This is a genomic window from Roseivivax sp. CAU 1761, assembly GCF_054482755.1.
Genome location: NZ_JBTLRM010000045.1, coordinates 1 through 25,285 on the forward strand (window position 1 = coordinate 1; position 25,285 = coordinate 25,285).

Consider the following 25,285-nt stretch of genomic DNA (forward strand, 5'->3'; position numbering starts at 1 on the left):
GCATGGCCGCGGCGCCGCCGCCCGGCTCAGAGCCGCAGGCGCCCCGAGGCGGTCAGCAGCCAGGCGCTGCGCCCCTCGATCAGCGCCGCGCAGAGCGGCCGCACGAAGGCCGCGCCGCCATCGAGGTTCAGGCGGTTGGGAAACAGCGCCGGGCCCGCGCGGCGCGCCACCGCCGTCGCCGGTCCCTGCCGGCGCGCCACCCTCCGCATCCCCCGCCTCCGGCGCCCCCTCCGCCGCGCCGGGCACCGCGTCCAGCAGGTCGCCCGGCTGGCAGTCCAGCACCGCGCAGATCCGCGCCAGCGTGTCGAAGCGGACCGACTTCACCTTGCCGGCCTTCAGCAGGCTGATGTTCTGCTCGGTGATGCCCACGCGGCGCGCCAGCTCGCGCGACCGCATCTTGCGGCGCGCCAGCATCACGTCGAGCCTCACGACGATGCGCATCACGCCGCCCCGGCGGGGCGCGGCCGGGCGGTGCGGGCGGCGGCGGGACGGGCGGGCATGGTCAACCTCCAGCAGGACGGGGCGCCGGCATCGGCGCGCATGGGCCGTGCGCGCCGGACGGCGCGCATGGGCCGAGCCTATGCCATGAAACCTTGGCCGCGGCAGGGCAAGGATGCGGTCAGCCCCGGCCCGCCGGGGGCGCCGATCATTGAGTTTCGCGGCTGCAGCGACTATATTCGTGTCATCCCGGCGCCGGGGCTTTGCGGCGCAACCATAGAAGGAGGACGATGTCCTGTCTCTTGACGCTGACGCGGCCCATGCCGCCGACGGGCGCGACCCGATGACGGACGCGGCCCGCTTCACGGGCCATACCGCGCCCGACCTGACGAGCGAAACCCTGCTCGCCGCCATCCTCGACATTCTCGACGACAACAAGGCCGAAGAGGTCGTGCAGATCGATCTGCGCGGCAAGACCGCCATCGGCGATTACATGGTGGTCTGTTCGGGGCGCTCCTCGCGCCAGGTCGCGGCGATCTCCGACAAGCTGGTCGAGGATCTGAAGACCCGCCACAACGTGCTGTCGAAGACCGAGGGCAAGGAGACCGGCGACTGGGTGCTGATCGATACCGGCGACGTGATCGTCCACGTCTTCCGTCCCGAGGTCCGCGACTTCTACCAGATCGAGAAGATGTGGCGTCCCGTGGGCGAGGCGGGCCCCGCGCAGCCGCAATAAATGCGGGTGCGGATCTGCGCCGTGGGCCGGCTCCGCAAGGGGCCGGAAAAGGCGCTGGTGGACGATTACCTGGCCCGCTTCGACCGCTCGGGCCGGGGGCTCGGGCTGGGCCCGGCCGGGCTCGTCGAGGTCGAGGACCGCAAGGGCGGCGGCGCCGCGGCCGAGGCCGCCCTGCTGCGCCGCGCCCTGCCCGACAACGCCGTCACCTGTATCCTCGACGAACGCGGCCCGGCGCTCTCCTCGCCGGATTTCGCCGCGCGGCTCGCCGCCTGGCGCGACGACGGGGTGCAGGATTGCGCCTTCCTGATCGGCGGCGCCGACGGCCTCGCCCCGGACCTGCGCGCGGCCGCGCCCCACGCGCTGAGTTTCGGCGCCATGGTCTGGCCGCACATGCTGGCCCGGGTCATGCTCGCCGAACAGCTCTACCGCGCCGCCCAGATCCTCGCCGGCACCCCCTATCATCGGGCCTGAGCCTCGGCCCCTCTTCTTCTGAGCCGAAATATCCCGGGGTGAATTGGCCGCCGCCCGGCGGCCAAGAGGGGCAGCGCCCCTCCCCCCGGGCGCCGTCAGATCCCCACGTCGACGATCGCGTCGGCCAGCTTCGGGATCGTGTCGCGGTTCAGGCCGGCGATGTTCATGCGGCTGTCGCCGACCATGTAGATGCCGTGCTTCTCCCGCAGCGCCTCGACCTTCTCCGGCGCGCAGCCGAGCCGCGAGAACATGCCGCGATGCTCGGCCAGGAAGCCGAAGCGGTCCGAGCCCGAGCGCTCGCGCAGCGCCTCGGAAAGCTGCCGGCGCAGGTCCAGCATGCCGGTGCGGACCGCCTCGAGCTCGGCCTGCCAGTCGGCGCGCAGGCCCTCGTCGCCCAGCACCATCAGCACCAGCCGGGCGCCGTGATCGGGCGGGAAGGAGTAGTTCTGCCGGTTCAGATAGGCGAGGTTGCCCTGCGTCACCTTCTTCAGCGCGGCATCGTTCGACACCGCCATCAAGAGGCCGGTGCGCTCGCGGTAGATGCCGAAATTCTTCGAGCAGGAGGCGGCGATGATGGTCTCGGGGCAGTTCGCCACCACCATCCGCGTGGGCTCGGCATCGGCGTCGAGCCCGTCGCCGAAGCCCTGGTAGGCGATGTCGATCATCGGCACCGCACCGACCTTGTTGATCGTCTCGATGACGTGGCGCCATTCCGGCAGCGACAGGTTGGCGCCGGTCGGGTTGTGGCAGCAGCCATGCAGCAGCACCACGTCGCCGGGCCGCGCCTGGCTGATATCGGCGATCATCCCGGCAAAGTCGACGCCGCCGGTCTCGGCGTCGAAATAGCGGTAGGGAATCGCCGGGATGCCCATATGCTTGAGGATCGACAGGTGGTTCGGCCAGGTCGGGTCGGAGACGTGGACCCGGGCATCGGAATTGGCCAGCCGGACCAGGTCGAAGCCCTGGCGCACCGCCCCGGTGCCGCCCGGCGTGGCGACCGCCGAGACCGACTCGGGCGGCACCGCATCGCCCAGCACCAGGTCGCGCATGCGCTCGGCGAAGAGCGGATCGCCGGCGAGGCCGGTATAGGCCTTGGTGGTCTCCTCCTCCCAGAGCCGCTTCTCGGCATCCTTGACGGCACGCATGATCGGGGTGTTGCCGTGGGCGTCCTTGTAGACGCCGACGCCGAGGTCGATCTTCTCCTCGCGCGGGTCCTCCTTGAAGGCCTGCATCAGCATCAGGATCTTGTCGGCGGGCTGCTCGTTGAGCTTCTCGAACATCAATTCTCTCCGGTGGCGACGGGGACGGTGGGGAACGCGCCCCACTCCGCCCAGGATCCGTCGTAAAGCGAATGGTCGGTCTTGCCGAAGCGCTCCATGGCGAGGCTGAGGATCGCCGCGGTGACGCCGGAGCCGCAGGTGGTGATCGCCGGCTTGCCGAGATCGACGCCGGCCGCCTCGAATTCCGCGCGCAGCGCGGCCGGCGCCTTGAGCGTGCCGTCGCCGGTCAGCAGGCGGGCGTAATGCAGGTTCTTCGAGCCCGGGATGTGGCCGGCGCGCATGCCCGGCCGCGGCTCCGGCTCGGCGCCGGCGAAGCGGCCGGGCGAGCGGGCATCGACGATCTCGTGATCGCCGAGCTTGGAGGCCGCCGAGACCTGCGTCACGTCGCGCACCATGTGGGCCTGACGACGCACCGTCATGTGGCGGTCGCGGATCACCGGCGGCATGTCCTCCACCGCCCGGCCCTCGGCCTGCCATTTCGGGAAGCCGCCGTCGAGCACCGCGATGTCGGCATGGCCCATCAGCCGGAACAGCCACCAGAGCCGCGCCGCCGAGAACAGCCCGGCGCCGTCATAGACCACCACCTGGTGGCCGTCGCCGACGCCCAGCGCGCGCATCCGCGACATGAACTTCTCCACTGGCGGCGCCATGTGCGGCAGGTCCGAGCGGGCGTCGCTCAGCTCGTCGAGATCGACGAAGCGGGCGCCGGGGATGTGGGCGGCGGCATATTCGGCCTTCGCGTCGCGCTGCTGGTCGGGCAGGTACCAGCTGGCATCGAGAATGCGCAGATCGGGATCCTTCAGATGGCGCTCCAGCCAGTCGGTGGAAACGAGCGTCCTGGGATCGTCTGACATGGGCCTCCCCTTCCGTCGCGGCGGACTGCCCCCGTGCTTAGAACGCGGGCCGGGGAGTGGCAAGGGTCGGGCGGGCCGGGCGGGGGACGGCGGCGCGCGGTCGGGGCAGGCGGCTTGGCGTCTCACGGGGCACTCGGCGCCGGTCTTGCCGGGGCGCGCAGCACCGCCTTGCACGGGAGGCGTGGAGGGCCGCTTCGGGCGGGGGCATGGAGGGCCGCCCCTGGCGGGGGCATTTATTGCCGCCCCTGGCGGGAGCATGAAGGGCCGCCCCTGGCGGGAGCATGAAGGGCCGCCCCTGGCGGGAGCATGAGGGGCCGCCCCTGGCGGGGCGAGGCGCGGCCCCTCTTGGCCGCTGCGCGGCCAATTCACCCCGGGATATTTCGGCTCAGAAGAAGGGCGGGGTCAGTGGTTTTCCTTCAGCAGGCGCTGCTTCTGGCGGTTCCAGTCGCGCTTGGCCTGGGTCTCGCGCTTGTCGACGGTCTTCTTGCCCTTGGCGATGGCGATCTTGATCTTCGCGGTGCCGCGGTGATTGAAATACAGCACCAGCGGCACCAGCGTCATGCCCTTGCGCGCGGTTTCGTTCCACATCCGCGACAGCTCGCGCTTGGAGGCCAGGAGCTTGCGCGGGCGCCGGTCCTCGTGGCCGAACATCGCCTGCTCGTAGGGGGCGATGTAGGAATTGACCAGCCAGAGCTCGCCGTCCTTCACCTCGGCGTAGCTCTCGGCGATGTTGGCGCTGTTGAGCCGCAGCGACTTCACCTCGGAGCCCATCAGCACGATGCCGCATTCGATGTCGTCCTCGATGGCGTAGTCGAAGCGCGCCCGCCGGTTCTCGGCGACCACCTTGTAGTTCTTGTCGGTCTTGTCCTTGGCCATGGCGCTGAGGCGTATCCAATCGCGGCAGATCTGTCCATTGCAGATGGGGCGTACCGGCCGCCGGGCCAAGCCCCCGGGGCACAGCGGCCGCCCGGGTCAGCCCGGGTCAGCCGGGTTGCGCCCCGGCGCGGGCGGCGGCGGCGCGCATCGACAGGCGCAGATGCAGGAGCGCCGCGGCGGCGGCGAGGCCCGCCGCCCCGCCCAGCGCGCCCGGACCCAGCGCCGCGATCACCGCGCCGCCCAGCGCCGAGCCCAGAGCCGCGCCGACATAGATGCCGGCGGCGTTCAGCGCCAGCACCACGCTGGCCTCGGGCACCAGCGCCAGGAGCCGGCTCTGCTGCGCGGCCATGAAGGACCAGCCGGCCAGCGACCACAGGAACAGCAGCCCGAGCAGCGCCGCCTCCGGCCAGGGCAGGGTCGAGAAGAGCGGCATCAGCGCGATCTGCGCCAGGCAGAGCAGGGTGAGGCTGCGCTCGGGCCCCAGCCGGTCGGCCATCCAGCCGCCGCCGAGATTGCCCAGCACCGCGCCCACGCCGTAGACCGCCAGCGCCAGCGCCACGCCGTCGCGGCCCCAGCCCATGGCCGAGGCCAGGAGCGCGCTGAGATAGGTGTAGAGCACGAAGACCGCGCCGAGAAAGCTCGCGGTGAAGGCCACCGCGCCCATCGCCAGCCCGTCGCCCACGACGCCGCGGAGATCGGCGAGCCGCACCGGCTGGAAGGTCAGGCCGCGTGGCACCCGGGTCCAGACCAGCGGCAGCCCGGCCAGCGCCAGCGCCGTGACCAGCGCGAAGGCGGCGCGCCAGCCCAGCTCGTAGGCGATCCAGCCGCCGGCGGGGACGCCCGCCACCTGCGCCAGGGTCAGGCCGAACACCACCGCGGCGAGCGCGCGGCCGCGGCGTTCCGGCGGCGCCAGCCCGGCCGCCACCGCGGCCGAGACCGGGGTGAACATGCCGGCCCCGGCGGCGGCGAGGGCGCGCCCGGCGAACAGCGTCGCGGGGCCGGGCGCCAGCGCGCAGGCGAGGTTGCCGGCGGCGAAGACGGCCAGCGCCAGGGCCAGGACGCGGCGCCGCCCGATCGCCCCGGTGAGCGAGACCAGAAGCGGCGAGAGCAGCGCATAGGACAGCGCGTAGGCGGTCATCAGCCAGCCCGCCTCGGCGCGCGAGATCGCCATCGCGGCCGACAGCGGCTCGAGCAGGCCGATCACCACGAAGGCGCCCATGCCGATGGTGAAGTTGCAGGCCGAGAGCGTGCCGATCACGGCGCCGAAGCGGCGCCCGGCGCCGGGATCAGCCATAGGTGGGGTGGAAGTGTCCCGCCGGCGACAGGGTGAAGATCTCGGCGCCCCGCGCCGTTACCCCCACCGAATGCTCGAACTGCGCGGAGAGCGACTTGTCGCGGGTCACCGCGGTCCAGTCATCGGCCAGCACCTTGGTCTCCGGCCGGCCCAGATTGACCATCGGCTCGATGGTGAAGAACATGCCTTCCTCGAGCACCGGGCCGGTGCCGGCGCGGCCGTAATGCAGCACGTTGGGCGGCGCGTGGAAGACCCGGCCGAGGCCGTGGCCGCAGAAGTCGCGCACCACGCTCATGCGCTGCGCCTCGACGAAGTTCTGGATGGCGTTGCCGATATCGCCGAAGGTGTTGCCGGGCTTCACCGCCTCGATGCCGATCATCAGCGAATCGTGGGTCACCTGGATCAGCCGTTCGGCCTTGCGGCTGAGCTTGCCGGCGACGAACATCCGCGACGTGTCGCCGTACCAGCCATCGACGATCACCGTGATGTCGATGTTGAGGATGTCGCCGTCCTTGAGCTTCTTGTCGCCCGGGATGCCGTGGCAGACCACGTGGTTCACCGAGATGCAGGTGGCGTGCTGGTAGCCCTTGTAGCCGATCGTCGCCGAGGTCGCGCCCTCTTCCTCGATGCGGGTGCGGATGAAGTCGTCGATGGCGCCGGTGGTCTGGCCGGGGAAGACACGCTCGGCGACCTCGTCGAGCAGTTGCGCGGCCAGCCGGCCGGCACGCGCCATGCCGGCGAAATCCTCGGGATCATGGATGCGGATGCCGTCGCGGGTCAGACGGCCTCGGGTCTCTTCGTTCAAGGGCTCACCTCGGCTCACTTGCCTTTGTTCTATAGCGGAACGCCGCCGGAGACCAGAGCGTTGCCGCGCTGCAGCTTGACTTGCTCAGGAAACCGTGACGGGCAGGGAATCGCCCAGCCGCACTGCCTCGGGATCGGGCCGGCAGGCAACGGCGCGGAACTCCACCCCGGCCGCCTTGGCGGCCCGCGCCGCCGCGGCATAGGCCGGGTCGAGATCCGCCGCCAGGGTCACCCGGTCGGCATCCGAGCGCATCACCGCGAAGAGCAGCACGGCGCGGGCGCCGGCGGCGGCCTTGTCGGCCAGGTCGGCCAGGTGCCGGGCGCCGCGGGCGGTGACGCAGTCGGGGAACTCGGCGCGGCCGGGGGCGCGCGACAGCGTCACCGACTTCACCTCGACCCAGGCCTCCGGGCGGCCCGGCCCGCGCAGCAGGAAATCGACCCGGCTCCTCGTGCCGTAGCGCTGCTCGGCCAAGACCTCTTCGTAGCCCTCCAGCCCGGGCACCCGGCCGGCCGCCAGCGCCGGCCCGAGCAGGCGGTTGGCCAGCCCGGTATCGACGCAGGTGAAGCGGCCGCCCGGATGCTCCACCAGCTTCCAGGCATGGTCGAGCTTGCGCCGGGGATCGTCGTTCGGCTCGACCCAGATCCGACTGCCCGGCGCGGCCAGGCCCAGCATGGCGCCGGGGTTGGCGACATGCGCGGTGACCTCGCGGCCGTCGCCGAGGCGGATATCGGCGAGGAAGCGCTTGTAGCGCCGCAGCAGCACCGCCGGGACGAGAGGGGTTTGAAAGCGCATGGCCGCCGCCTATACCTCGTCCCCGACACCCCGCCAAGGAGCCCGCGCCCCATGCCCAACCCGCAAGCCGCGATGCTGGTCATCGGCGACGAGATCCTGTCCGGGCGGACCCGCGACGCCAACATGCACCATCTCGCCGGGCGGCTGACCGAGATCGGCATCGACCTGCGCGAGGTGCGGGTGGTCAGCGACGACCACGACGCCATCGTCGAGGCGGTGAACGCGCTGCGGGAGCGGCACGATTACGTGGTGACCTCGGGCGGCATCGGGCCCACCCATGACGACATCACCGCCGATGCCATCGCCGCGGCCTTCGGCACAGCCATCGATGTGCGCGAGGATGCGCGGGCGCTGCTGGCGGAGAACTACGCCCGCACCGGGCGCGAGCTGAACGAGGCGCGGCTGCGCATGGCCCGCATTCCCGACGGCGCCGAGCTGATCCCCAACGCGGTCTCCGCGGCGCCGGGCTTCAGGATCGGCAATGTCTACGTCATGGCGGGCGTGCCCTCGGTGTTCCAGGCGATGCTCGACGAGGTGCTGCCGGGGCTCGCCCGCGGCGCCCCGGTGCTCAGCCGGTCGGTACGGATCGAGCGCGGCGAGGGCGACATCGCCGGGCCGCTGCGCGCCATCGCCGGCGAATTCGCCGATCTCAGCTTCGGCTCCTACCCGTTCCACGAGAACGGCATCTACGGCGCCGAGATCGTCATCCGCGGCGGCGACGCGGCGCGGCTCGAGGCGGCGGCGGCGCGGCTGGCGGCGGAATTCCCGGCATGAGCGGGCCCGAAATGGACTGTCCCAGCGCAGCCCGGCTGCTGTCGGCGATCGACGCGACATGGCCGCCAGCGGCATTCCACGAAGTGCCGGGCTTCCGCCTGCGCGAGGGCCGCGGCGGCGGCAAGCGGGTCTCGGCGGCCACCGCGCTGTCGGGCTGGCGCCCGGACGACATCGCCGGGGCCGAGAGCGCGATGCGCGGCCTGTCGCAGACGCCGCTTTTTATGCTGCGCGCGGGCGAGGACGCGCTGGACGAGGCGCTCGCCGCGCGCGGCTACACGGTGATCGACCCGGTCGAAATCCTGGTGGCGCCGCTGGCGCGGCTGACCGACGTCGCGGTGCCGCGGGTCACCGCCTTCGCACTCTGGGAGCCCTTGGCGATCATGCGCGAGATCTGGGCCGCGGGCGGCATCGGGCCGGAGCGGCTGGCGGTGATGGCGCGCGCCGCCGGACCCAAGACGGCGCTCTTGGGGCGGCTGCGCGACAAGCCCGGCGGGGCCGGGTTCTGCGCCATCCATGACGGCATCGCCATGATGCACGCGCTGGAGGTGAGGCCGGCGCTGCGCCGCCAGGGCATGGCCGGCTGGATGACCCGGCAGGCCGCCTTCTGGGCCCGCGAGAACGGCGCCGAGTGGATGGCGGCGCTGGTGGTGCGCGAGAACCGGGCCGCGCAGGCGCTCTATGCCCGGCTTGGGTTCGCGGCGGCGGGCGGCTATCACTACCGCATCAAGGAGGAGCCACGCCCGTGACCGACCGCCCGACCGCGCTCGACCTGCCCCCGGTGGAGCCGCTGCCCGAAGAGACCCGGCGCTATTTCGACATCTGCGAGGAAAAGCTCGGCATGGTGCCCAACGTGCTGCGCGCCCATGCCTTCTCAATCGAGAAGCTGAACGCCTTCACCGGGCTCTACAACGAGCTGATGCTGGCCGAGTCCGGCCTGACCAAGCTCGAACGCGAGATGATCGCGGTGGTGGTGAGCTGGGTGAACCGCTGCTTCTACTGCCTGACCGCGCATGGCGCGGCGGTGCGGCAGCTCTCCGGCGATCCGCAGCTCGGCGAGATGCTGGTGATGAACTGGCGGGTGGCCGATCTGGAGCCGCGCCACCGCGCCATGCTGGCCTTTGCCGAGAAGGTCACCACCGCCTCGGCCCAGGTCGCGGAATTCGACCGGCAGGCGCTGCGCGATGTCGGCTTCTCCGAGCGCGACATCTGGGACATCATCAACGTCGCGGCCTTCTTCAACATGACCAACCGGGTCGCCAGCGCCACCGACATGCGCCCGAATGACGCCTATCACGCTCAGGCGCGCTAGCGCGGCGCTGGCGGCGGCCTGCGCCGCCCTGCCGGCGGCGGCGCTCGATCTGGTGCCGCCGACCGGCGCCCGCGCGGTCCTGCAGGCGACAGAGGCCGCCGCCAGCTACCGCCTGCCCACCGGGCCGTGGCAGCCCGAGGCCGGGCTGCCCGCCCGGCGCATCGACGGCGAGGTTGCCCGGCAGGTCTGGCAGGTTCCCGGCCGCTCGCTCACCACGCTGCAATTGCTGGCACCGCTGCGCGCCCAGATCGCCGCCGTGCCCGGCTGGTCGGTCACCTTCGACTGCGAGACCGAGGGCTGCGGCGGCTTCGATTTCCGCTTCGCGACCGAGGTGGTCCCGGCCCCCGAAATGCAGGTCACGCTGTCGGATTACCGCTTTCTCGCGGCCCGCGGCCCCGACGGGGCCGGGCTCGGCCTGCTGGTCAGCCGCACCGCGCAGGGCGGCTACATCCAGTCGATCCTGGCCCGGCCCGGCGCCGATCCGGGGCCGCCCCTGCCCGGCGCCGACCCGGCGGCGCCCCTGCCCAGCGCCGATCCGGCGGCGCCCCCGGCCGCCGCGGCGGCGGACGGCGCGGTCGAGCCCGCCGGCGATGCCGCAGGTCTGGCCGCCGCCCTGCCCCGCCCGGCGCCGGGCAGCGTGGTGGCGGCGCTGGCGCGCGACGGTCACGTGGTGCTGGCCGACATGCGCTTCGAGAGCGGCGCCGCCACGCTGGGCGCCGAGGCGGTGCCCTCGCTCGACGCCATCGCCGGCTACCTGGCCGAGAATCCCGGCCAGCGCCTGCTCTTTGTGGGCCATACCGACGCCACCGGCTCGCTCGAGGCCAACCGCGCCCTGTCGCGGCGCCGCGCCGAGGCGGCGATGGCCTATCTGCGCCGCCGGCACGGCATTGCCGCGGCGCGGCTCGAGGCCGAGGGCGCGGGCTATCTCGCGCCGGTGGCCTCGCATCTCAGCGATGCCGGCCATGCCCGCAACCGCCGCGTCGAGGCGGTGCTACTGCCGCCCCGCTGAGCCCGCCCCGCAGCCGCCGGCGCCCCGCGGCCTACTCCTCGTAGCGCCGGATTTCGCCCGATTTCAGCTTCGCGGTGTAGGACTGCACCTCGCGCTTCACCACCGGCATCAGGAAATACAGCCCGATGACGTTGAAGATCGCCATCGAGAACAGCGCCGCGTCGGAGAAGGCGATGACCGGGTCGAGGCTGGCCGCGGCGCCGATCACCACGAAGACGCAGAAGGCCAGCTTGAACACCAGTTCCTTCTTCTCGCCCTCGCCGAACAGGAAGGTCCAAGCCTTCAGCCCGTAATACGACCAGGACAGCATCGTCGAGAAGGCGAACAGCACCACCGCGATCGACAGCAGGATCGGAAACCACGGGAAGACCGAGGCGAAGGCATCCGAGGTCAGCGCGACGCCGGAGGCGCCGGACTGGGTCTGGATGGCGCCGTCGACGATCACGAAGAGCCCGGTCTCGGGATCGGTCACCAGCTGGTCGGAGATGATGATGACGAGCGCCGTCATGGTGCAGATCACCACGGTGTCGATGAACGGCTCCAGAAGCGCCACGAAGCCCTCGGTCACCGGCTCCTTGGTGCGCACCGCGGAATGCGCGATGGCGGCCGAGCCGATGCCGGCCTCGTTGGAGAAGGCGGCGCGGCGGAAGCCCTGGATCAGCGCGCCGACCATGCCGCCGGCGACCCCGAGCCCGGTGAAGGCGCCCTCGAAGATGCGGCCGAAGGCGACCCCGACCTGATCGAAGTGCCACAGGATGATGACCAGCGCCGAGAGCACGTAGAGAATGCCCATGAACGGCACCACCTTCTCGGTCACCCGGGCGATCGACTTGATGCCGCCGACGATGACCACGAAGACCACGACAGAGAAGAGCAGCCCGGTGATCCAGCCGGGATAGTCGCCGAACAGGTTGGCGAGCTGCTGGTGGCTCTGGTTCACCTGGAACATGTTGCCGCCGCCCAGCGCGCCCAGGATGGTGAAGATCGAGAAGCCGATGGCCAGCGCCTTGCCGCCCGACAGGCCGCGCTCGGCGAAGCCCTTGGTCAGGTAGTACATCGGCCCGCCCGAGACGCGTCCGTCGGGGTATTCGTTGCGGTACTTCACCCCGAGCGTGCACTCGGTGAACTTCGTCGCCATGCCGAGAAGGCCCGCGACGATCATCCAGAAGGTCGCGCCGGGCCCGCCGATGCCCACCGCCACCGCGACCCCGGCGATGTTGCCGAGCCCCACCGTGCCCGACAGCGCCGTCGCCAGGGCCTGGAAATGGCTGACCTCGCCGGCATCGTTGGGGTCGGAATAATCGCCGCGCACGAGCTTGATGGCATGCCCCACCCAGCGGAACTGCACGAAGCCGAAATACAGGCTGAACACCACCGCGGCGATCACCAGCCAGCCGACGATCCAGGGAATCTCGGTGCCCGGAAGGTTGGCGAAGATCAGGTTCACGAACCACCCGGTGCCGGCCTCGAAGGCGGCGTTGATGCGTTCGTCGACGGTCTGGGCGGAAGCGCCCCCGGCGCTCAGCGCCGCGAGCGTGGCTCCGGCGGTCAGGATCCGAGCTGTCATGGTGGTCTCCTCATCGGGCCGCGGGCAGGGCTCAGGGTTGGGGCGTCAGGGAATGATGGTGCAGGGCAGCGGGCTGGCCTGGACCAGCGTGCCGGCGGTCGAGCCGAACATCCGGACCGCGAGCCCCCCGGCGCCGTCGCGCCCGACGATGATCTGGGCGGCGCCGACCTGCTTGGCGATCTTGATCAGGGTTTCGGCGGTGTGGCCGTAATTCACCCGCGTCTCGACGGCGATGCCCGCGCCCTCGAGCCGCTCCCGCACCGGGCCGAGCACCGCGCTTTCGGCGCGGCTCAGCTCGTCGCGGCGGCGCGAATGGCGCTCTTCGAGTTCCTGGTGGGTGAGGAAGGAATAGGGCGACCATTCGAGGACGTAGACCACCACGAGGCGGCCCCCGGTGTGCCGGGCCAGCGCCGCGGCGTGATCCAGCGCACGGCCCGCCGCCGCGCTGTCGTCGTAGCCGACGACGAAGGTTTCCGGCATGGCGCACCCCTTTCGGTCGATTAAGACGTATTCGGGTGACGCTATTTTGTGGCAAAGCCCGCTGTAAAGGAAAACTTGCCGGCGCCGCGAACCCGCGCGGCGCCCCGGCATGGCCGCGGCGCCGCCGCCCGGCTCAGAGCCGCAGGCGCCCCGAGGCGGTCAGCAGCCAGGCGCTGCGCCCCTCGATCAGCGCCGCGCAGAGCGGCCGCCCGAAGGCCGCGCCGCCATCGAGGTTCAGGCGGTTGGGAAACAGCGCCGGGCCCTCCACCGAGGTATGGCCGTGCACCACCAGGCGGCCATGGTCGCGACGGTCGTCGAGAAAGCCCTCGCGGATCCAGATCAGGTCGTGTTCGAGCTGGCGGTCGAGCGGCACGCCGGGCCGGATCCCGGCATGCACGAAGACCTGCGCCTCGGTGACGTGCATCGGCGCCAGCCGGTCGAGCAGGGCGCGATGGGCCGGCGGCACCACCGCCCGCGCCTCCTGCTGCAGCCGGCCGAGATCGCGGTCGGAAAAGGCGTCGATGCCGTAGGAGGCCAGCGTCGCGCGGCCGCCGAGATTGTCGCTCAGCCAGCGCTGCCAGTCGCGCTCGGTCATCTCTCCGGAGAGGAAGTCGCGGAAGTAGCGGTCGTGGTTGCCGAGCAGCGTGATCCAGGTCTCGCCGTGTCGCGGACCCCCGGCAAGCCGGTCCAGCACGCCGCGGCTGTCGGGGCCGCGATCGACGTAATCGCCGAGGAACACCACCGGGGCGCCGCGGGCCGGATCGGCGGCGATCAGGTCGAGCACCCGGTCGAGTTCGCCGGCCTGGCCGTGGATGTCGCCCACCGCGAAGACCGGCTGCGTCATCCCGCGCCCCCGCGCGCCGCCGCCTCGCAGGCGGCGCCGAGCCGCAGCAGCCGCGCCTCGTCACGTGGCGGCGCCATCAGCATGAGCCCGCAGGACGGCCGGTCGGTCGGCAGGGTGAGCGCCGCCAGCCCCATCAGGTTGCCGACCCGGGTGTTGCGCAGGGTGAGCAGGTTCTCGGTGACGTAATATTCGTCCTCGGCCATCAGCCGCGCGGCGTCGGGCGGCAGGTTCGGCACGGTGGGCGCCAGCACCGCGTCGAACCCGGCGCTCTGCTCCAGCCAGCGCCGCCGCACCGCCTCGAGCCTGCGCCAGGCGGCGACGTAATCGGCGGCACCGACCGCGGCCCCGGCCTCGAAGCGTTCGCGGATCGGCCGGAACATGACATCGGGATCGGCGCGGATGGTCTCGCCCCAGATGCCCCAGGCCTCGGCGGTGTAGAGCGTGCCGGCATCGCCCATCGGTCCCGCCAGGTCCGGCATCTCGAAGGGCACGATCTCGGCACCGGCGGCGCGCAGCCGGTCGAGCGCATCGGCATAGGCCGCGGCCGGAGCGTCGCGCAGATCGTCCATGACGATGGTCTGGAGCGCCGCGAAGCGCCGGCCCCTGAGGCCCTGCGGGCCGCGCAGATCGGGCGCCGCGCCGCCCTCCAGCGCCGCCAACAGCAGCCCGGCATCCTCGACGCTGCGGCAGAGCGGGCCGATCGTGTCGAAGCGCTCGGCCAGCGGCACCACGCCGTCGAGCGGCAGCCGCCCGGCGGTGGTCTTCAGCCCCACGAGGTCGTTCCAGGCCGCCGGCACCCGCACCGAGCCGCCGGTATCCGACCCGATCGCAGCCGCGGCGAGGCCGAAGGCCACCGAGGCCGCGGCCCCCGAGGAGGAGCCGCCGGGCACCGCCGCCGGGTCGTTGACGTTGGGCGGCGTGCCGGTGACCGGGTTCAGCCCGAGCCCCGAGAAGGCCAGTTCCGACATGTGGGTCTTGCCGAGGCAGACGAGCCCCGCCGCGGTGGCGCTGGCCAGCACCCGGGCATCGCGCTGCGGCACCCGCCCGGCCAGCAGCGCCGAGCCCGCGCAGGTCTCCACCCCGGCGCTGTCGAACAGGTCCTTCCAGCTCACCGGCACGCCGTCGAGCGGCGACAGGCGGTGGCCGCGGCGCGCCCGCTCGGCGGCGGCGCGGGCCTCGGCGCGGGCGCGGTCCGGGGTCAGGCGGGCATAGATGCGGTCGGCCTCGGGATGCGCCGCGATGGCCTCGAGGAAGGTCTCGCACAGCGCCACCGGGTCGATCTCGCCCGCCCCGATGCCGCGCCCCAGCGCCGCCGCGCTCATCGTCCGCCAGTCCTGCATGCGCCCGTCCTCCTTGCCGCCCGCGGGCAAGTGGTACCCGCCGGGGCGGGCATGGACAATGCCGCCGGCCCGCGCATATTGCCCGGCATGGAACCCGAGACCCGCCCCGTCCGCCCGTCCGCCGGCCCCGCCGATGCCTGCGACATCGCCATCATCGGCGGCGGCCTGAACGGCGCCGCCCTGGCCCTGGCGCTGGCCCGCCTGCCGCTGCGCGTCGCCCTGCTCGACAAGGCGCCCCCTGCCGCGCAGGACGAGGCCGGCTTCGACGGCCGCGCCTATGCCCTGGCCCGGGCCTCGGTGCGGCTGCTGGAGCGGCTCGGCCTCTGGGACGACCTCGCCCCCGACGCCCAGCCGATCGCCGAGATCAAGGTCAGCGACGGCCGGCTCGCCGACAGCGGCACCTTCCTCGGGCTGCACTTCGCCTCGGGCGAGATCGAGGACGGGCCGATGGGCCAGATGGTCGAGGACCGCCACCTGCGCCGGGCACTGCGCGCGCGGCTCCGCGACCATCCGCGGATCGACTGGCGCGAGGGCTGCGAGGTCACCGCCCAGACACCGGGGCCGGGCGGCATGGTGCTGGCGCTGGACGGCGGCGGCGGGACCCTGACCGCGGGGCTCGCCGTGGCCGCCGACGGCCGCCGCAGCGCCGCCGGGGCGCGGGCCGGGATCCGCCGCATGGGCTGGGACTACCCGCAGACCGCGCTGGTCTGCGCGCTGGCCCATGAGCGCCCGCATGGCGGCGTGGCGCACCAGCTCTTCCTGCCCTCCGGGCCGCTCGCCATCCTGCCGCTGGCCGGCAACCGCGTCTCCATCGTCTGGACCGAGCGCCGCGGCCTGGCCGAGGAGATCAACGCCCTGCCCGATGCCGAATACCTGCAGGTCCTGGCGCCGCGCTTCGGCGATTTCCTGGGCGAGCTGCGGCCGGAGGGCCGGCGCCACGCCTACCCGCTGGCGCTCGACCTGGCGCAGGACATCGTGGCCGAGCGTCTGGCGCTGGTCGGCGACGCCGCCCATGCCGTCCACCCGATCGCCGGCCAGGGCCTCAATGCCGGGCTGCGCGACATCGCGGCGCTGGCCCATGTCGTCGACCATGCGCGGCGCCGCGGCGAGGATGTCGGCTCGGTCATGGTGCTCGAGCGCTACGCCGCCTGGCGGCGCTTCGACAGCGCCACGCTGGCGCTGGCCACCGACGGCTTCAACCGGCTCTTCTCCAACGACCTGCCCGGCCTGCGGCTGCTGCGCGATGCCGGCATGGCGGCGGTCAACGCCATGCCGGGCCTGCGCCGCGCCTTCATCCGCGAGGCCGCCGGGCTGACCGGCGACCTGCCGGACCTGATGGCCCCCTGACCCGCCGCCCCGCCGGGCCCTGCGGCGCGCGGCAGAGATTGCCGCGCCGCAGCCGGCATGCTTTGCTGCCCGCGCAACCGGCAGGGAGGGAGCGGTGACGACGGAGGAGACGGGCAGGACCGCCCTGGTGACCGGCGCGGCGCGCGGCATCGGGCTCGCCACCACCGACCTGTTCCGCGCCGCGGGCTGGCAGGTCGTCATGGTCGACCGCGATGCCGAGGTTCTGGAGGCCGAGGCGGCGCAGCGCGACGGCGTGCACGCGGTGGTCACCGACGTCTCCGACCCGGAGGCGGTGGCGCGGATGGCCGCGGCGGCGCGCGCCGCCACCGGCCGCATCGACGCCGTGGTCAACAATGCCGGGGTGGCCGAGTTCGGCCCGATTGAGGAGTGTGGCTTCGCCACCTGGCGGCGGATCATGGAGACCAATCTCGACGGCGTGTTCCTGGTCAGCCAGGCGCTGATCCCGGCGCTGAGGGAGACCCGCGGCTGCCTCGTCAACATCGCCTCGATCAGCGGGCTGCGCGCCTCCACCCTGCGGGTGGCCTACGGCACCGCCAAGGCGGCGGTGATCCAGCTCACCAAGCAGCAGGCGGCGGAGCTCGGCGAATACGGCGTGCGGGCCAATTGCGTCTGCCCCGGCCCGGTCCGGACCAAGCTGGCCATGGCGGTGCACAGCCCCGAGATCATCGCCGCCTATCACGACGCCATCCCGCTCAACCGCTACGGCTCGGAGCGCGAGATCGGCGAACTCATCGTCTTCCTGTGCTCGGAGCGCGCCTCCTACGTGACCGGCCAGATCATCGCCGCCGATGGCGGCTTCGAGGCCACCGGGGTCGGCCTGCCGGCGCTGCCGACCCGGGCCGGCTGAGGCCCGCCCCGGGCCCCGAGGGCCCCGGCGCCGCGCCTCAGGCGGCGGCCGGGACCGGGGCGGCGGCGGCGCGTTCGCGCACCGGCAGGTGCACCACCGCCGAGAGCACGCCGACGCCCACGCCGACCCACCAGACCAGGGTGTAGTCCCCGGTCATGTCGTACATCCGCCCGCCCAGCCAGACGCCGATGAAGCTGCCCAGCTGGTGGCTGAAGAACACGATGCCGTAGAGCGTGCCCATGTAGCGCAGCCCGTAGAGATGCGCCACGAGCCCCGAGGTCAGCGGCACCGTGGCAAGCCACAGCGCCCCCATCACGGTGGAGAAGACCAGCACCGAGACCGGGGTGATCGGCAGCGCGATGAACAGCGCCGCGGCGACGGCGCGGCCGGCATAGATGCCGGCCAGCAGGTATTTCTTGGTGAAGCGCTTGCCGGCCCAGCCGGCGGCCAGGGTGCCGCCGATATTGGCCAGCCCGATCAGCGAGATCGCCACCGCGCCCAGCGCCGAGGTGGTGGTGATGCCGAGCGAATGCAGCACCCCGCCCTCGAGGATCGGGCCGCACATCTCGGTCACCAGCGCCGGGAAATGCGCGGTGACGAAGGCCAGCTGGTAGCCGCAGGAGAAGAAGCCGATGAAGATCAGCGCGAAGGACGGGTCGCGCAGCGCCCTGCTGACGATGGCGCCCATGCTCTGCTCGAGCGCGGCGCGCGGCGCCGGCGCCGGCACCCGCATCATCGGCAGCACCATCAGCACGCCGAGGATCATCGCCGCGAAGACCAGGAACACCGATTGCCACGCCATGAAGCCCAGCATCCATTCCGCCAGCGGCGCGCCGAAGACCTGCCCCGCCGATCCCGCCGCGGTGGCGATGGCCAGCGCCATGGAACGGTTCTCGTCCGAGGCGGCGCGCCCGACCACCGCGAGGATCACCCCGAAGCCGGTGCCGGCGATGCCGAAGCCCACCAACACCTCGAGCGCCTGGTGCGCCGCCGGGGTGACGGCGAAGCTCGACAGCACCAGCCCCGCGGCATAGATGAGCGCGCCCAGCACGATGGCGCGGCGGTCGCCCAGCCGTTCGGCAAAGGCCCCGAAGATCGGCTGGCCGATGCCCCAGGCCAGGTTCTGGATGGCGATCGCCATGGAGAATTCGCTGCGCAGCCAGCCGAAATCCTCGGCGATGGGGATCTGGAAGACGCCGAAACTGGCGCGGATCGCGAAGGAGACCAGGATGATCAGGCAGCCGGCGATCAGGACCGGCGTGAAGAGCGGGGCGGTGCGGGGCATGTCCGGGATCTCCTGCGAAGCGCGGCGAACCCTACGCCCCCGCGCCGCGGCGTCAAATCAGAATGCGCGCTGGCACTGATCAAGGCGGCTGATGAAAGAGGGGCGAAGCATCGCGGCCGGGGCGTCGTCAGGACGGGAGTGCAGGACAATCCGGCCTGGGCGGCGCCTCCGAGCTCGGGAGTCGTCCACCCGTCCCGTGCGCCATGCCGTCCGGTCCCGACCCGGCCGACCGCGCGTTCAGGCGGCCGCTCAAGCGCGGAGCAAAGGCCGCAGGCCGCCTGGCATCGCCGGGGCGCCCCCCCCCCGGAGGCCAATGCCACGCGGCTTCGCTGCGGCACAGCGGAGGCAAGAGCGACACCATGCGCCGGCCGTGGGGCTGTCGGTCCGTGGTTCAGGATACCCGGAACGAGGGACGTTGCCCCGGGTCCCCGGCCAGCGTTCTCAGGCGCGCAGGTGGCGGGCGCGGGCGCCGCGCTCGATCGCCGCGGCGTGCAGCCGGTCGAGGTCGAGCTCGTAGCGGATCTCCTCGAGCAGGCGCAGTTCGGTCTCCGCCAGCGTGCCGTCGGCCGCGGCGATGTCGCAGGCCAGCGCGTAGGCGGTCTCGTTCAGCCGCTCCGGCAGGTTGTCGCGCAACAGGCCGAACAGCGCGTCGAGCCCGTCCTCCTGGTCGAACAGGTCGAAGATCAGCTGCGACATCTTCTGGATGCGGTCGCTGTCGTAATTGGCGAAGATCGGCAGGGTCGAGACCGAGGCCTCGATCTTCAGCAGCTCGGAGGTGCGCATGTTGGAATCCGAGGCGGAGACGGCGATCATCAGCGCCACCAGGCAATCCTGCGGGCTGAGCGGATGTTCGACGAAATCGGACACGGGCGGGCACTCTCTCCAGTGCGAAGGCTCTTCGGGGGCGACGTTATTGACCCGGGCGGGCCCCCGCAATAGGTAGCGGGCGCTCCGGGCGGCTGACGCCGCGGCCGGCCCGGCAGCCGTGATTCTCATCAGGAGCCCCGATTCATGTCCGATCTGCGCGACGCCGCGATGTCCTCGAAGGCCTGGCCGTTCGAAGAGGCGCGCCGGGTGCTCAAACGCTACGACGGCAAGATGCCGGAGAAGGGCTACGTGCTGTTCGAGACCGGCTACGGCCCGTCCGGCCTGCCGCATATCGGCACCTTCGGCGAGGTCGCGCGGACGACGATGATCCGCCGCGCCTTCGAGCAGATCTCGGACATCCCGACCCGGCTGATCTGCTTCTCCGACGACATGGACGGCATGCGCAAGGTGCCGGAGAACGTGCCCGACACCGAGATGCTGCGCGAGCACCTGCAGAAGCCGCTGACCGCGGTGCCCGACCCGTTCGGCACGCATGAGAGCTTCGGGCATCACAACAACGCCATGCTGCGCCGCTTCCTCGACCAGTTCGGCTTCGAATACGAGTTCTACTCGGCCACCGACTACTACCGCTCGGGCGCCTTCGACGAGGTGCTGCGCCGCGCCGCGGAACGCTACGACGACCTGATGGCGGTGATGCTGAAGAGCCTGCGCGAGGAGCGCCAGCAGAGCTACTCGATCTTCCTGCCGATCCACCCCGAGACCGGCCGCGTGCTCTACGTGCCGATCAAGCATGTCGATGCCAAGGAGGCCACCGTCACCTTCGACGACGAGAGCGGCCGGGAATGGACCCTGCCGGTGACGGGCGGCAACGTGAAACTGCAGTGGAAGCCCGATTTCGGCGCCCGCTGGGCGGCGCTCGACGTCGATTTCGAGATGTACGGCAAGGACCATTCGACCAACACGCCGATCTACGACCGGATCTGCGAGATCCTCGGCGGCCGGAAGCCCGAGCACTTCACCTACGAGCTGTTCCTCGACGACAAGGGCGAGAAGATCTCCAAGTCGAAGGGCAACGGGCTGACCATCGACGAATGGCTGACCTACGCCTCGACCGAGAGCCTGTCCTACTTCATGTACCAGAAGCCCAAGACCGCGAAGCGGCTCTGGTGGGACGTGATCCCGAAGGCGGTGGACGAATACCACCAGCAGCTGCGCGCCTATGCCGAGCAGGATGCCGAGAAGCGGCTCGCCAACCCGGTGCACCACATCCATGGCGGCGCCGAGGTGCCGGCCTCGACCATGGTGGTGTCCTTTGCGATGCTCTTGAACCTCGCCTCGGTCTCCGGTGCCGAGGACAAGGAGACGCTCTGGGGCTTCATCGTGCGCTACGCTCCCGACGCCTCGCCCGACGCCAATCCCGACCTTGACCAGGCGGCCGGCTTCGCGATCCGCTACTACCAGGATTTCGTGAAGCCGCAGAAGACCTTCCGCGCGCCTGACGAGAAGGAGGAGGCGGCGATGCGCGAGCTCGCGGCGCGGCTTCAGGCGCATGACGGCCCGACCGACGACGAGACCCTGCAGAGTCTCGTCTTCGCGGTCGGCAAGGAGCACGGCTTCGAGCCGCTGCGCGACTGGTTCAAGGCGCTCTACGAGGTCCTGCTGGGCGCCAGCCAGGGCCCGCGCTTTGGCGGCTTCATCGCGCTCTACGGTCTCGACGAGACGGTGGTGCTGATCGAACGGGCGCTGAACCGCGAACTGGCCTGAACGCCGGGGCCAAGCCTCAGGCGGCGGCGTACCAGGTGGTGACGGCGCCGCGCAGGTCCTTGATCAGCGCCTTGGGCTTGGCCGCGAAGAGGCCGTGGCCCATCGCGAAGGCCTCCTCCTCGATCCGGGCGCGCTCCTGATCGATCAGGCCGGCCAGCACGAGGCCGGCCTCCTCGCCCAGCGGCGCATGCGCAAGACGGGGCGCCAGTTCGGTCAGGTCGTGATGGTCGCCCAGCAGGTCGGACAGGCGGTCGGCGGCGATCTCGCGGCCCTCGATCGGGCCGGTCTCGGCGCCCGAGAGCAGGCGCAGGTGATACCAGTGGTACTTCACCCGCTTGCGCCATTCGTGCAGATGCTCGGCATCGCGGGTCTTTTCCGCCTCGGCCATCGCCTTGCGGGCCCGCCGGTAGCTGGTGGCCACCCCCTCCTCGAGCGCCGACCAGCCGCGATCGTCGAGCCGCCAGCCCTCGGCCCGGGCGCGTACCGCGCGCAGCGCCTCGGCCATCGCCGCCATCCGCTCGCGCAGGTCGCCGGCCTCGCCGGCGGCGTTGCGCTCGCGGGTGAAGGCGGCGCGCAGCGGCGCGAAGGCCTGCCGGTTCAGCGTGCCGCCATAGCGCTCCATGACCCGGTCGTAGCATTCGATCATCGCGGTCTTGTCGCGCAGGTCCGAGATCAGCCGGGCGGCGTCGCGCAGGGCGCGGTTCTCCTCGGAATAGTGCGGGAAGGCACCGCGGAACAGGCGGATCAGGCCGCGCAGCTTCTTGCAGCGCTTGCGGGCGTCGTGGACATCCTCGTGCACGTCGCCGGATCCCGTCTCGAGCGCCGCCAGCGCCTGGTCGAGCTGCTTCAGGGCGACCCGGCGGAAGCCCTTGCCCAGATGCTTGTCGGAGGTCCTGAGACGGTATGCCATGCCGGGCGAAACGCCCCGGCGCGGCGGCCAGTTCCGGAACGGCGTCCGGAATGCGGACGGCGCGCGGTGAAACCGATCGGCCCCGGGCTGCGTATCTGGGCCATCCAGAGGGAGGATCACCATGCTGCGCAATCTCGTTCTCACGCTCGCCCTGGCCGTCCTGGCCAGCGCCGCCCCGGCCCAGACCGACGCCGACCGGGCCGGCATCGAGGCGGTGATCTCCGGCCAGATGGACGCCTTCCGCGCCGACGATATGGGCCGCGCCTTCGACTATGCCGCGCCCTTCATCCAGCAGCGCTTCGGCACCGCCGAGGCCTTCGGGCTGATGGTCGAACGCGGCTATCCGATGGTCCACCGCCCCGCCGATATCCGCTTCGGCGCGCTGCGGGCGGAGGGCGCGGCGCTCTGGCAGCGGGTCTTCGTGCGCGATGCGGCGGGCGCGCTCCACGTCCTCGAATACCAGATGCTCGACCTCGGCGGAGGCTGGCGCATCGGCGGGGTGCGGCTGCTGCCGCAGACCGGCGCCGCCGCCTGAATCGCGGCAACGCCCGGCCGCGCGCTGCCGCAGGGCGCGCGTAACGCCGGCTGCCCTATTCCTGAGCGCGATGCCCCGGCGCCAGGAAGGGGATAGCGATGAACAAGGCGATCACCGACGGACTGGTCTTCATGCCCACGCCCTTCGCGGACGGGCTCGACAGATGGTCGCGCCAGAACGGCGTGCCGGGCTCGGACACCTACCAGAGCGACGCCAACGCGGCCTTCGTCCCGGCCGACCAGGATTTCGGCGGTGCGCTGGAAGTGCTGAAGACCGAAGGCACGCAGAAGCTGCGCTACATGGGCGAGACGCCGATCCTGCCCGGCACCTACCTGCGCATCACCGCGCGGGTGAAGGCGATCTCGGGCAACCTGCCGGCGGTGCGCATCGCCGGCCACCCGGTGAACGCATCGGGCGGCCATGTCGCGGGCCTCGCCGAGGTCGGCGCCGGCGTGCCGCTCACCGCCTATGGCAGCGTCGTCGAGGTCAGCGCCATCGTCGGCACCGGCAGTCGGGGCGGGGTCGACATGGTCTGGGGCACCGCGCCCGCGGCCGGGCATTTCGGCATCGACCTGACCGGGCCGACCGGCGGCGTGGTGCGCATCGACGACATCGTCATCGAGGATGTCACCGAGGTCTTCCTGCGCGACATGCTCGCCATGGTCGACGTGCGCGATTTCGGCGCGGTGGGCGACGGCAGCAGCGACGACAGCGGCGCCTTCGAGGCGGCGGATGCCGCCGCCGGCGGGCGCACCGTGCTGGTCTCGGCCGGCACCTACCGGCTGGAGTCCTCGGTCACCTTCGACAGCCATGTCCGCTTCGAGGGCACGGTGACCATGCCGGATGCGGCGATCCTGTCGCTGACCAAGGATTTCCACCTGCCGGCCTATATAGACGCTTTCGGCGACGAGGAACTGGCGCTGAAGAAGGCGCTGCAATCGCTGTTCAACAATTCCGACCATGAAAGCCTCGACATGGCCGGCCGCCGGGTCAACGTCACCGCGCCGATCGACGTCCATGCCGCGGTCGCCAACCGCGAGAGCTTCGCCCAGCGCCGGGTGCTGAAGAACGGCCAGCTGCGGGCGCTGACCTCGGCGGCCTGGGACAACACAGTGGTCAGCAGCCGCGGCACCTATTCGGCCGCCGCCCCGACCCGGCTCGATGATGTCGACAACGCCGCCGCGATCCCGGTCGGCGCGCTGGTGACCGGCGCCGGGGTCGGCCGCGAGGTCTATGTCCGCGCGGTCAATCCCGGCGCCCGCACCGTCACCCTGTCGCAGCCGCTCTACGACGCCGAGGGCAGCCAGACCTTCACCTTCATCCGCTACCGCTTCATGCTCGACTTCTCCGGCTTCGAGCGGCTCGACGTGTTCCAGATCGAGGATGTCGAGTTCCAGTGCGCCGAGATCGCCAACGGCGTCATGCTGGCGCCCGAGGGGCTGGTCATGCAGATCCGCCGCTGCGCCTTCAACCGGCCGCATCGCCGCGCCATCACCAGCCCCGGCAACGGCTGCCAGGGGATGATCGTCGAGAGCTGCAACTTCACCAGCCACGAGGCCGACGTGCTGGCCCAGAACCGCCTCACCGTGGCGCTCAACACCAACGGGCAGGACGTGAAGCTGAAGAATTGCCGGGCCTCGTATTCCCGCCATTTCCTGGTCGCCAGCGGCGCCCAGTCGCTGGTCTCGGGCAACCATTTCTTCCAGGGCGACAGCGCCCCGACCGGCCTGCGCACCGCCGGCATCGTCATCGCCCGGCGGGCCTGCAACAGCACCATCGACAACAATTACATCGACAATTGCTTCATCGAATGGACCAACGAGCGCGAGCCCGAGCCGGATTACACCGGCGGCTTCGGCTTCGCCGGCCTGTCGGTGACCTCGAATATCTGCCTGGCCTCGCAGGTCGCCACCACCTTCTCCTTCCTGGTGGTGCGGCCCTACGGCTCCAACCACCGGCTGAACGGCGTCACGGTGGCCGGCAACACCTTCCGGGTGGTCGGCCGGATCGAACGGGTGGAGCGCGTCGATACCAGCTTCGCGCCGCTCAACCTCGACGCCTCGAACCGGGTGACCTTCGAGGGCAACACCTTCAACAACATCGTCAGCGCCAACCCGCTGGTGCTGCAGCATGCCCAGGCCAGCCACGCCGACACCTGGGTGGTGGCGACCGGCGGCCGCCTGGCCTTCGACGGCCGCGCCCTCGAGGTCGACGCGCTGGCGCTGCGCTCGCGGCTGCGCAACAGCGCCAATGGCAGCGAATGGGCGATGCCCTACGCGGTGACCCGGCAGGGTCCGGGGCTGAACGACGTGCACGTGATCTTCCCGGTGCCGGTGCGCGGCGATCTCAGCCTGACGGTGCGCATGGATTGAGGCCCGGGCGGCTGCGGCGGGCCCCCGCCGGCCCCGACCGGCCCGGGCGGCGCCTTCCGGCGCGTCGCCCGCGGCGGTCGCGGCTCGACTCGGGGCGTCCGGCGCGCTAGAACAAAAATAGAACATAGCGCTGCCACGCCATGAGACATCGACGCATCCTTTCCCTCTGGTTCCCGCGCCTGGGCGCCGAGCGGCTGATCCGTGCCGCGCCGCATCTGGGCCGCACCCCCTTTGCGGTCACCCGCGAGGTGAACGGCGCCGAGGTGCTGGGCGCGGTCTCCGAGGCCGCCGCCGCCGCCGGGCTGCGGCCCGGCCAGGCGCTGCGCGACGCGCATGCGATCTGCGCCGGGCTGGTGACCCGGGCCGAGACCCCGCAGCGCGACGCCGCCTTCCTCGGCGCGCTGCACCGCTGGGCCGGCAAGTTCTCGCCCTGGGTCGCCGCCGAGCCGCCGGATGCGCTGATCGTCGATCTCACCGGCTGCGCCCATCTGTTCGGCGGCGAGGCGG

General features: G+C 71.7%; 26 protein-coding genes. 12 read left to right on the plus strand and 14 right to left on the minus strand.

Annotated elements, in window-relative coordinates; all coding sequences use genetic code 11:
• Positions 1-441 (minus strand): helix-turn-helix domain-containing protein (locus ACXYMW_RS18365; protein ID WP_459036785.1); only part of this gene is annotated, 441 nt, incomplete at its 3' end.
• Between the two features lie 340 nt (positions 442-781).
• On the opposite strand from ACXYMW_RS18365, the gene rsfS reads away from it, so the two are divergent.
• Both rsfS and rlmH read left to right on the plus strand, forming a co-directional pair.
• Positions 782-1,174: a ribosome silencing factor gene (gene rsfS / locus ACXYMW_RS18370; protein WP_459036786.1), complete on the plus strand. Its 393-nt coding sequence runs from the start codon at positions 782-784 to the stop codon at positions 1,172-1,174.
• Positions 1,175-1,645, plus strand: coding sequence for a 23S rRNA (pseudouridine(1915)-N(3))-methyltransferase RlmH (gene rlmH, locus ACXYMW_RS18375; RefSeq protein WP_459036787.1), 471 nt, complete (start codon positions 1,175-1,177; stop codon positions 1,643-1,645).
• Positions 1,646-1,740: 95 nt separating this feature from the next.
• Here the strand turns inward: rlmH and ACXYMW_RS18380 are convergent, their stop codons facing one another.
• From ACXYMW_RS18380 to sfsA, 6 genes are all read right to left on the minus strand, one after another.
• Positions 1,741-2,925 carry an amino acid aminotransferase gene (locus tag ACXYMW_RS18380; RefSeq protein WP_459036788.1) on the minus strand — a complete coding sequence of 395 codons (1,185 nt, stop codon included), beginning with the start codon at positions 2,923-2,925 and terminating at the stop codon, positions 1,741-1,743.
• The gene (gene sseA, locus ACXYMW_RS18385; protein ID WP_459036789.1) at positions 2,925-3,779 is read right to left on the minus strand and encodes a 3-mercaptopyruvate sulfurtransferase; all 855 of its coding nucleotides are present in this window, start codon (positions 3,777-3,779) and stop codon (positions 2,925-2,927) included. The genes ACXYMW_RS18380 and sseA overlap by 1 nt, the downstream gene beginning before the upstream one ends.
• A gap of 402 nt (positions 3,780-4,181) precedes the next feature.
• On the minus strand, positions 4,182-4,655 hold the full coding sequence (smpB, locus tag ACXYMW_RS18390; protein WP_459036790.1) for an SsrA-binding protein SmpB: 474 nt from the start codon (positions 4,653-4,655) through the stop codon (positions 4,182-4,184).
• A 106-nt stretch (positions 4,656-4,761) separates the two neighbouring features.
• On the minus strand, positions 4,762-5,949 hold the full coding sequence (locus tag ACXYMW_RS18395; protein WP_459036791.1) for an MFS transporter: 1,188 nt from the start codon (positions 5,947-5,949) through the stop codon (positions 4,762-4,764).
• A complete protein-coding gene (gene map, locus ACXYMW_RS18400; RefSeq protein WP_459036792.1) occupies positions 5,942-6,754 on the minus strand; it encodes a type I methionyl aminopeptidase in 813 nt (270 codons plus the stop codon). The genes ACXYMW_RS18395 and map overlap by 8 nt, the downstream gene beginning before the upstream one ends.
• An 84-nt stretch (positions 6,755-6,838) precedes the next feature.
• On the minus strand, positions 6,839-7,546 hold the full coding sequence (sfsA, locus tag ACXYMW_RS18405; RefSeq protein WP_459036793.1) for a DNA/RNA nuclease SfsA: 708 nt from the start codon (positions 7,544-7,546) through the stop codon (positions 6,839-6,841).
• 51 nt (positions 7,547-7,597) lie between these two features.
• Between sfsA and ACXYMW_RS18410 the strand changes: the two genes are divergently transcribed.
• From ACXYMW_RS18410 to ACXYMW_RS18425, 4 genes are read left to right on the plus strand one after another with little or no spacing between them, the layout of a single operon-like run.
• The gene (locus tag ACXYMW_RS18410) at positions 7,598-8,320 is read left to right on the plus strand and encodes a competence/damage-inducible protein A (protein ID WP_459036794.1); all 723 of its coding nucleotides are present in this window, start codon (positions 7,598-7,600) and stop codon (positions 8,318-8,320) included.
• Entirely contained in the window at positions 8,317-9,066 is a 750-nt protein-coding gene (locus ACXYMW_RS18415) for a GNAT family N-acetyltransferase (RefSeq protein ID WP_459036795.1), read from the plus strand. The genes ACXYMW_RS18410 and ACXYMW_RS18415 overlap by 4 nt, the downstream gene beginning before the upstream one ends.
• The gene (locus ACXYMW_RS18420; protein ID WP_459036796.1) at positions 9,063-9,629 is read left to right on the plus strand and encodes a peroxidase-related enzyme; all 567 of its coding nucleotides are present in this window, start codon (positions 9,063-9,065) and stop codon (positions 9,627-9,629) included. Before ACXYMW_RS18415 ends, ACXYMW_RS18420 begins: the two co-directional genes overlap by 4 nt.
• Entirely contained in the window at positions 9,601-10,638 is a 1,038-nt protein-coding gene (locus tag ACXYMW_RS18425) for an OmpA family protein (RefSeq protein WP_459036797.1), read from the plus strand. Before ACXYMW_RS18420 ends, ACXYMW_RS18425 begins: the two co-directional genes overlap by 29 nt.
• 31 nt (positions 10,639-10,669) lie before the next feature.
• Here the strand turns inward: ACXYMW_RS18425 and ACXYMW_RS18430 are convergent, their stop codons facing one another.
• From ACXYMW_RS18430 to ACXYMW_RS18445, 4 genes are all read right to left on the minus strand, one after another.
• On the minus strand, positions 10,670-12,205 hold the full coding sequence (locus ACXYMW_RS18430; protein WP_459036798.1) for an alanine/glycine:cation symporter family protein: 1,536 nt from the start codon (positions 12,203-12,205) through the stop codon (positions 10,670-10,672).
• A 45-nt stretch (positions 12,206-12,250) separates the two neighbouring features.
• Positions 12,251-12,685, minus strand: coding sequence for a universal stress protein (locus ACXYMW_RS18435; protein ID WP_459036799.1), 435 nt, complete (start codon positions 12,683-12,685; stop codon positions 12,251-12,253).
• 133 nt (positions 12,686-12,818) lie between these two features.
• Positions 12,819-13,529, minus strand: coding sequence for a metallophosphoesterase family protein (locus ACXYMW_RS18440; RefSeq protein WP_459036800.1), 711 nt, complete (start codon positions 13,527-13,529; stop codon positions 12,819-12,821).
• Positions 13,526-14,869, minus strand: a complete 1,344-nt coding sequence (locus ACXYMW_RS18445) for an amidase (protein ID WP_459036801.1) — start codon at positions 14,867-14,869, stop codon at positions 13,526-13,528. Before ACXYMW_RS18445 ends, ACXYMW_RS18440 begins: the two co-directional genes overlap by 4 nt.
• 87 nt (positions 14,870-14,956) lie before the next feature.
• On the opposite strand from ACXYMW_RS18445, the gene ACXYMW_RS18450 reads away from it, so the two are divergent.
• A complete protein-coding gene (locus tag ACXYMW_RS18450) occupies positions 14,957-16,216 on the plus strand; it encodes an FAD-dependent oxidoreductase (protein ID WP_459036802.1) in 1,260 nt (419 codons plus the stop codon).
• 94 nt (positions 16,217-16,310) lie between these two features.
• Positions 16,311-17,084, plus strand: a complete 774-nt coding sequence (locus ACXYMW_RS18455) for an SDR family NAD(P)-dependent oxidoreductase (RefSeq protein WP_459036803.1) — start codon at positions 16,311-16,313, stop codon at positions 17,082-17,084.
• A 37-nt stretch (positions 17,085-17,121) separates the two neighbouring features.
• Here ACXYMW_RS18455 and ACXYMW_RS18460 read toward each other — a convergent pair whose 3' ends face one another.
• Positions 17,122-18,369: an MFS transporter gene (locus ACXYMW_RS18460; protein ID WP_459036804.1), complete on the minus strand. Its 1,248-nt coding sequence runs from the start codon at positions 18,367-18,369 to the stop codon at positions 17,122-17,124.
• A 441-nt stretch (positions 18,370-18,810) separates the two neighbouring features.
• On the minus strand, positions 18,811-19,182 hold the full coding sequence (locus ACXYMW_RS18465; protein ID WP_459036810.1) for a tellurite resistance TerB family protein: 372 nt from the start codon (positions 19,180-19,182) through the stop codon (positions 18,811-18,813).
• A 198-nt stretch (positions 19,183-19,380) separates the two neighbouring features.
• On the opposite strand from ACXYMW_RS18465, the gene ACXYMW_RS18470 reads away from it, so the two are divergent.
• Complete coding sequence (locus tag ACXYMW_RS18470) at positions 19,381-20,961, plus strand: lysine--tRNA ligase (protein WP_459036805.1); 1,581 nt, start codon at positions 19,381-19,383, stop codon at positions 20,959-20,961.
• 16 nt (positions 20,962-20,977) lie between these two features.
• Here the strand turns inward: ACXYMW_RS18470 and ACXYMW_RS18475 are convergent, their stop codons facing one another.
• Positions 20,978-21,871, minus strand: a complete 894-nt coding sequence (locus ACXYMW_RS18475; RefSeq protein ID WP_459036806.1) for a CHAD domain-containing protein — start codon at positions 21,869-21,871, stop codon at positions 20,978-20,980.
• Positions 21,872-21,992: 121 nt separating this feature from the next.
• Here ACXYMW_RS18475 and ACXYMW_RS18480 point away from each other — a divergent pair, with 121 nt between their 5' ends.
• From ACXYMW_RS18480 to ACXYMW_RS18490, 3 genes are all read left to right on the plus strand, one after another.
• Positions 21,993-22,406: a DUF4864 domain-containing protein gene (locus ACXYMW_RS18480; RefSeq protein ID WP_459036807.1), complete on the plus strand. Its 414-nt coding sequence runs from the start codon at positions 21,993-21,995 to the stop codon at positions 22,404-22,406.
• 98 nt (positions 22,407-22,504) lie between these two features.
• Positions 22,505-24,778 (plus strand): glycosyl hydrolase family 28-related protein, encoded by a 2,274-nt coding sequence (locus tag ACXYMW_RS18485; RefSeq protein ID WP_459036808.1) that lies wholly within the window; start codon positions 22,505-22,507, stop codon positions 24,776-24,778.
• A gap of 140 nt (positions 24,779-24,918) precedes the next feature.
• Positions 24,919-25,285, plus strand: a 367-nt coding sequence (locus ACXYMW_RS18490) for a Y-family DNA polymerase (protein ID WP_459036809.1), incomplete at its 3' end; no start/stop codon positions are given.

Coding starts and splice junctions, on each gene's coding strand:
- ACXYMW_RS18470 (WP_459036805.1), top strand. CDS start 19,381: ATGTCCGATCTGCGCGACGCCGCGATGTCCTCGAAGGCCTGGCCGTTC.
- ACXYMW_RS18410 (WP_459036794.1), top strand. CDS start 7,598: ATGCCCAACCCGCAAGCCGCGATGCTGGTCATCGGCGACGAGATCCTG.
- ACXYMW_RS18440 (WP_459036800.1), bottom strand. CDS start 13,529: ATGACGCAGCCGGTCTTCGCGGTGGGCGACATCCACGGCCAGGCCGGC.
- smpB (WP_459036790.1), bottom strand. CDS start 4,655: ATGGCCAAGGACAAGACCGACAAGAACTACAAGGTGGTCGCCGAGAAC.
- ACXYMW_RS18425 (WP_459036797.1), top strand. CDS start 9,601: ATGACGCCTATCACGCTCAGGCGCGCTAGCGCGGCGCTGGCGGCGGCC.
- sfsA (WP_459036793.1), bottom strand. CDS start 7,546: ATGCGCTTTCAAACCCCTCTCGTCCCGGCGGTGCTGCTGCGGCGCTAC.
- ACXYMW_RS18415 (WP_459036795.1), top strand. CDS start 8,317: ATGAGCGGGCCCGAAATGGACTGTCCCAGCGCAGCCCGGCTGCTGTCG.
- ACXYMW_RS18460 (WP_459036804.1), bottom strand. CDS start 18,369: ATGCCCCGCACCGCCCCGCTCTTCACGCCGGTCCTGATCGCCGGCTGC.
- ACXYMW_RS18450 (WP_459036802.1), top strand. CDS start 14,957: ATGGAACCCGAGACCCGCCCCGTCCGCCCGTCCGCCGGCCCCGCCGAT.
- ACXYMW_RS18395 (WP_459036791.1), bottom strand. CDS start 5,949: ATGGCTGATCCCGGCGCCGGGCGCCGCTTCGGCGCCGTGATCGGCACG.
- ACXYMW_RS18465 (WP_459036810.1), bottom strand. CDS start 19,182: ATGATCGCCGTCTCCGCCTCGGATTCCAACATGCGCACCTCCGAGCTG.
- sseA (WP_459036789.1), bottom strand. CDS start 3,779: ATGTCAGACGATCCCAGGACGCTCGTTTCCACCGACTGGCTGGAGCGC.
- ACXYMW_RS18380 (WP_459036788.1), bottom strand. CDS start 2,925: ATGTTCGAGAAGCTCAACGAGCAGCCCGCCGACAAGATCCTGATGCTG.
- rlmH (WP_459036787.1), top strand. CDS start 1,175: ATGCGGGTGCGGATCTGCGCCGTGGGCCGGCTCCGCAAGGGGCCGGAA.
- ACXYMW_RS18485 (WP_459036808.1), top strand. CDS start 22,505: ATGAACAAGGCGATCACCGACGGACTGGTCTTCATGCCCACGCCCTTC.
- rsfS (WP_459036786.1), top strand. CDS start 782: ATGACGGACGCGGCCCGCTTCACGGGCCATACCGCGCCCGACCTGACG.
- ACXYMW_RS18480 (WP_459036807.1), top strand. CDS start 21,993: ATGCTGCGCAATCTCGTTCTCACGCTCGCCCTGGCCGTCCTGGCCAGC.
- ACXYMW_RS18435 (WP_459036799.1), bottom strand. CDS start 12,685: ATGCCGGAAACCTTCGTCGTCGGCTACGACGACAGCGCGGCGGCGGGC.
- ACXYMW_RS18445 (WP_459036801.1), bottom strand. CDS start 14,869: ATGCAGGACTGGCGGACGATGAGCGCGGCGGCGCTGGGGCGCGGCATC.
- ACXYMW_RS18475 (WP_459036806.1), bottom strand. CDS start 21,871: ATGGCATACCGTCTCAGGACCTCCGACAAGCATCTGGGCAAGGGCTTC.
- ACXYMW_RS18430 (WP_459036798.1), bottom strand. CDS start 12,205: ATGACAGCTCGGATCCTGACCGCCGGAGCCACGCTCGCGGCGCTGAGC.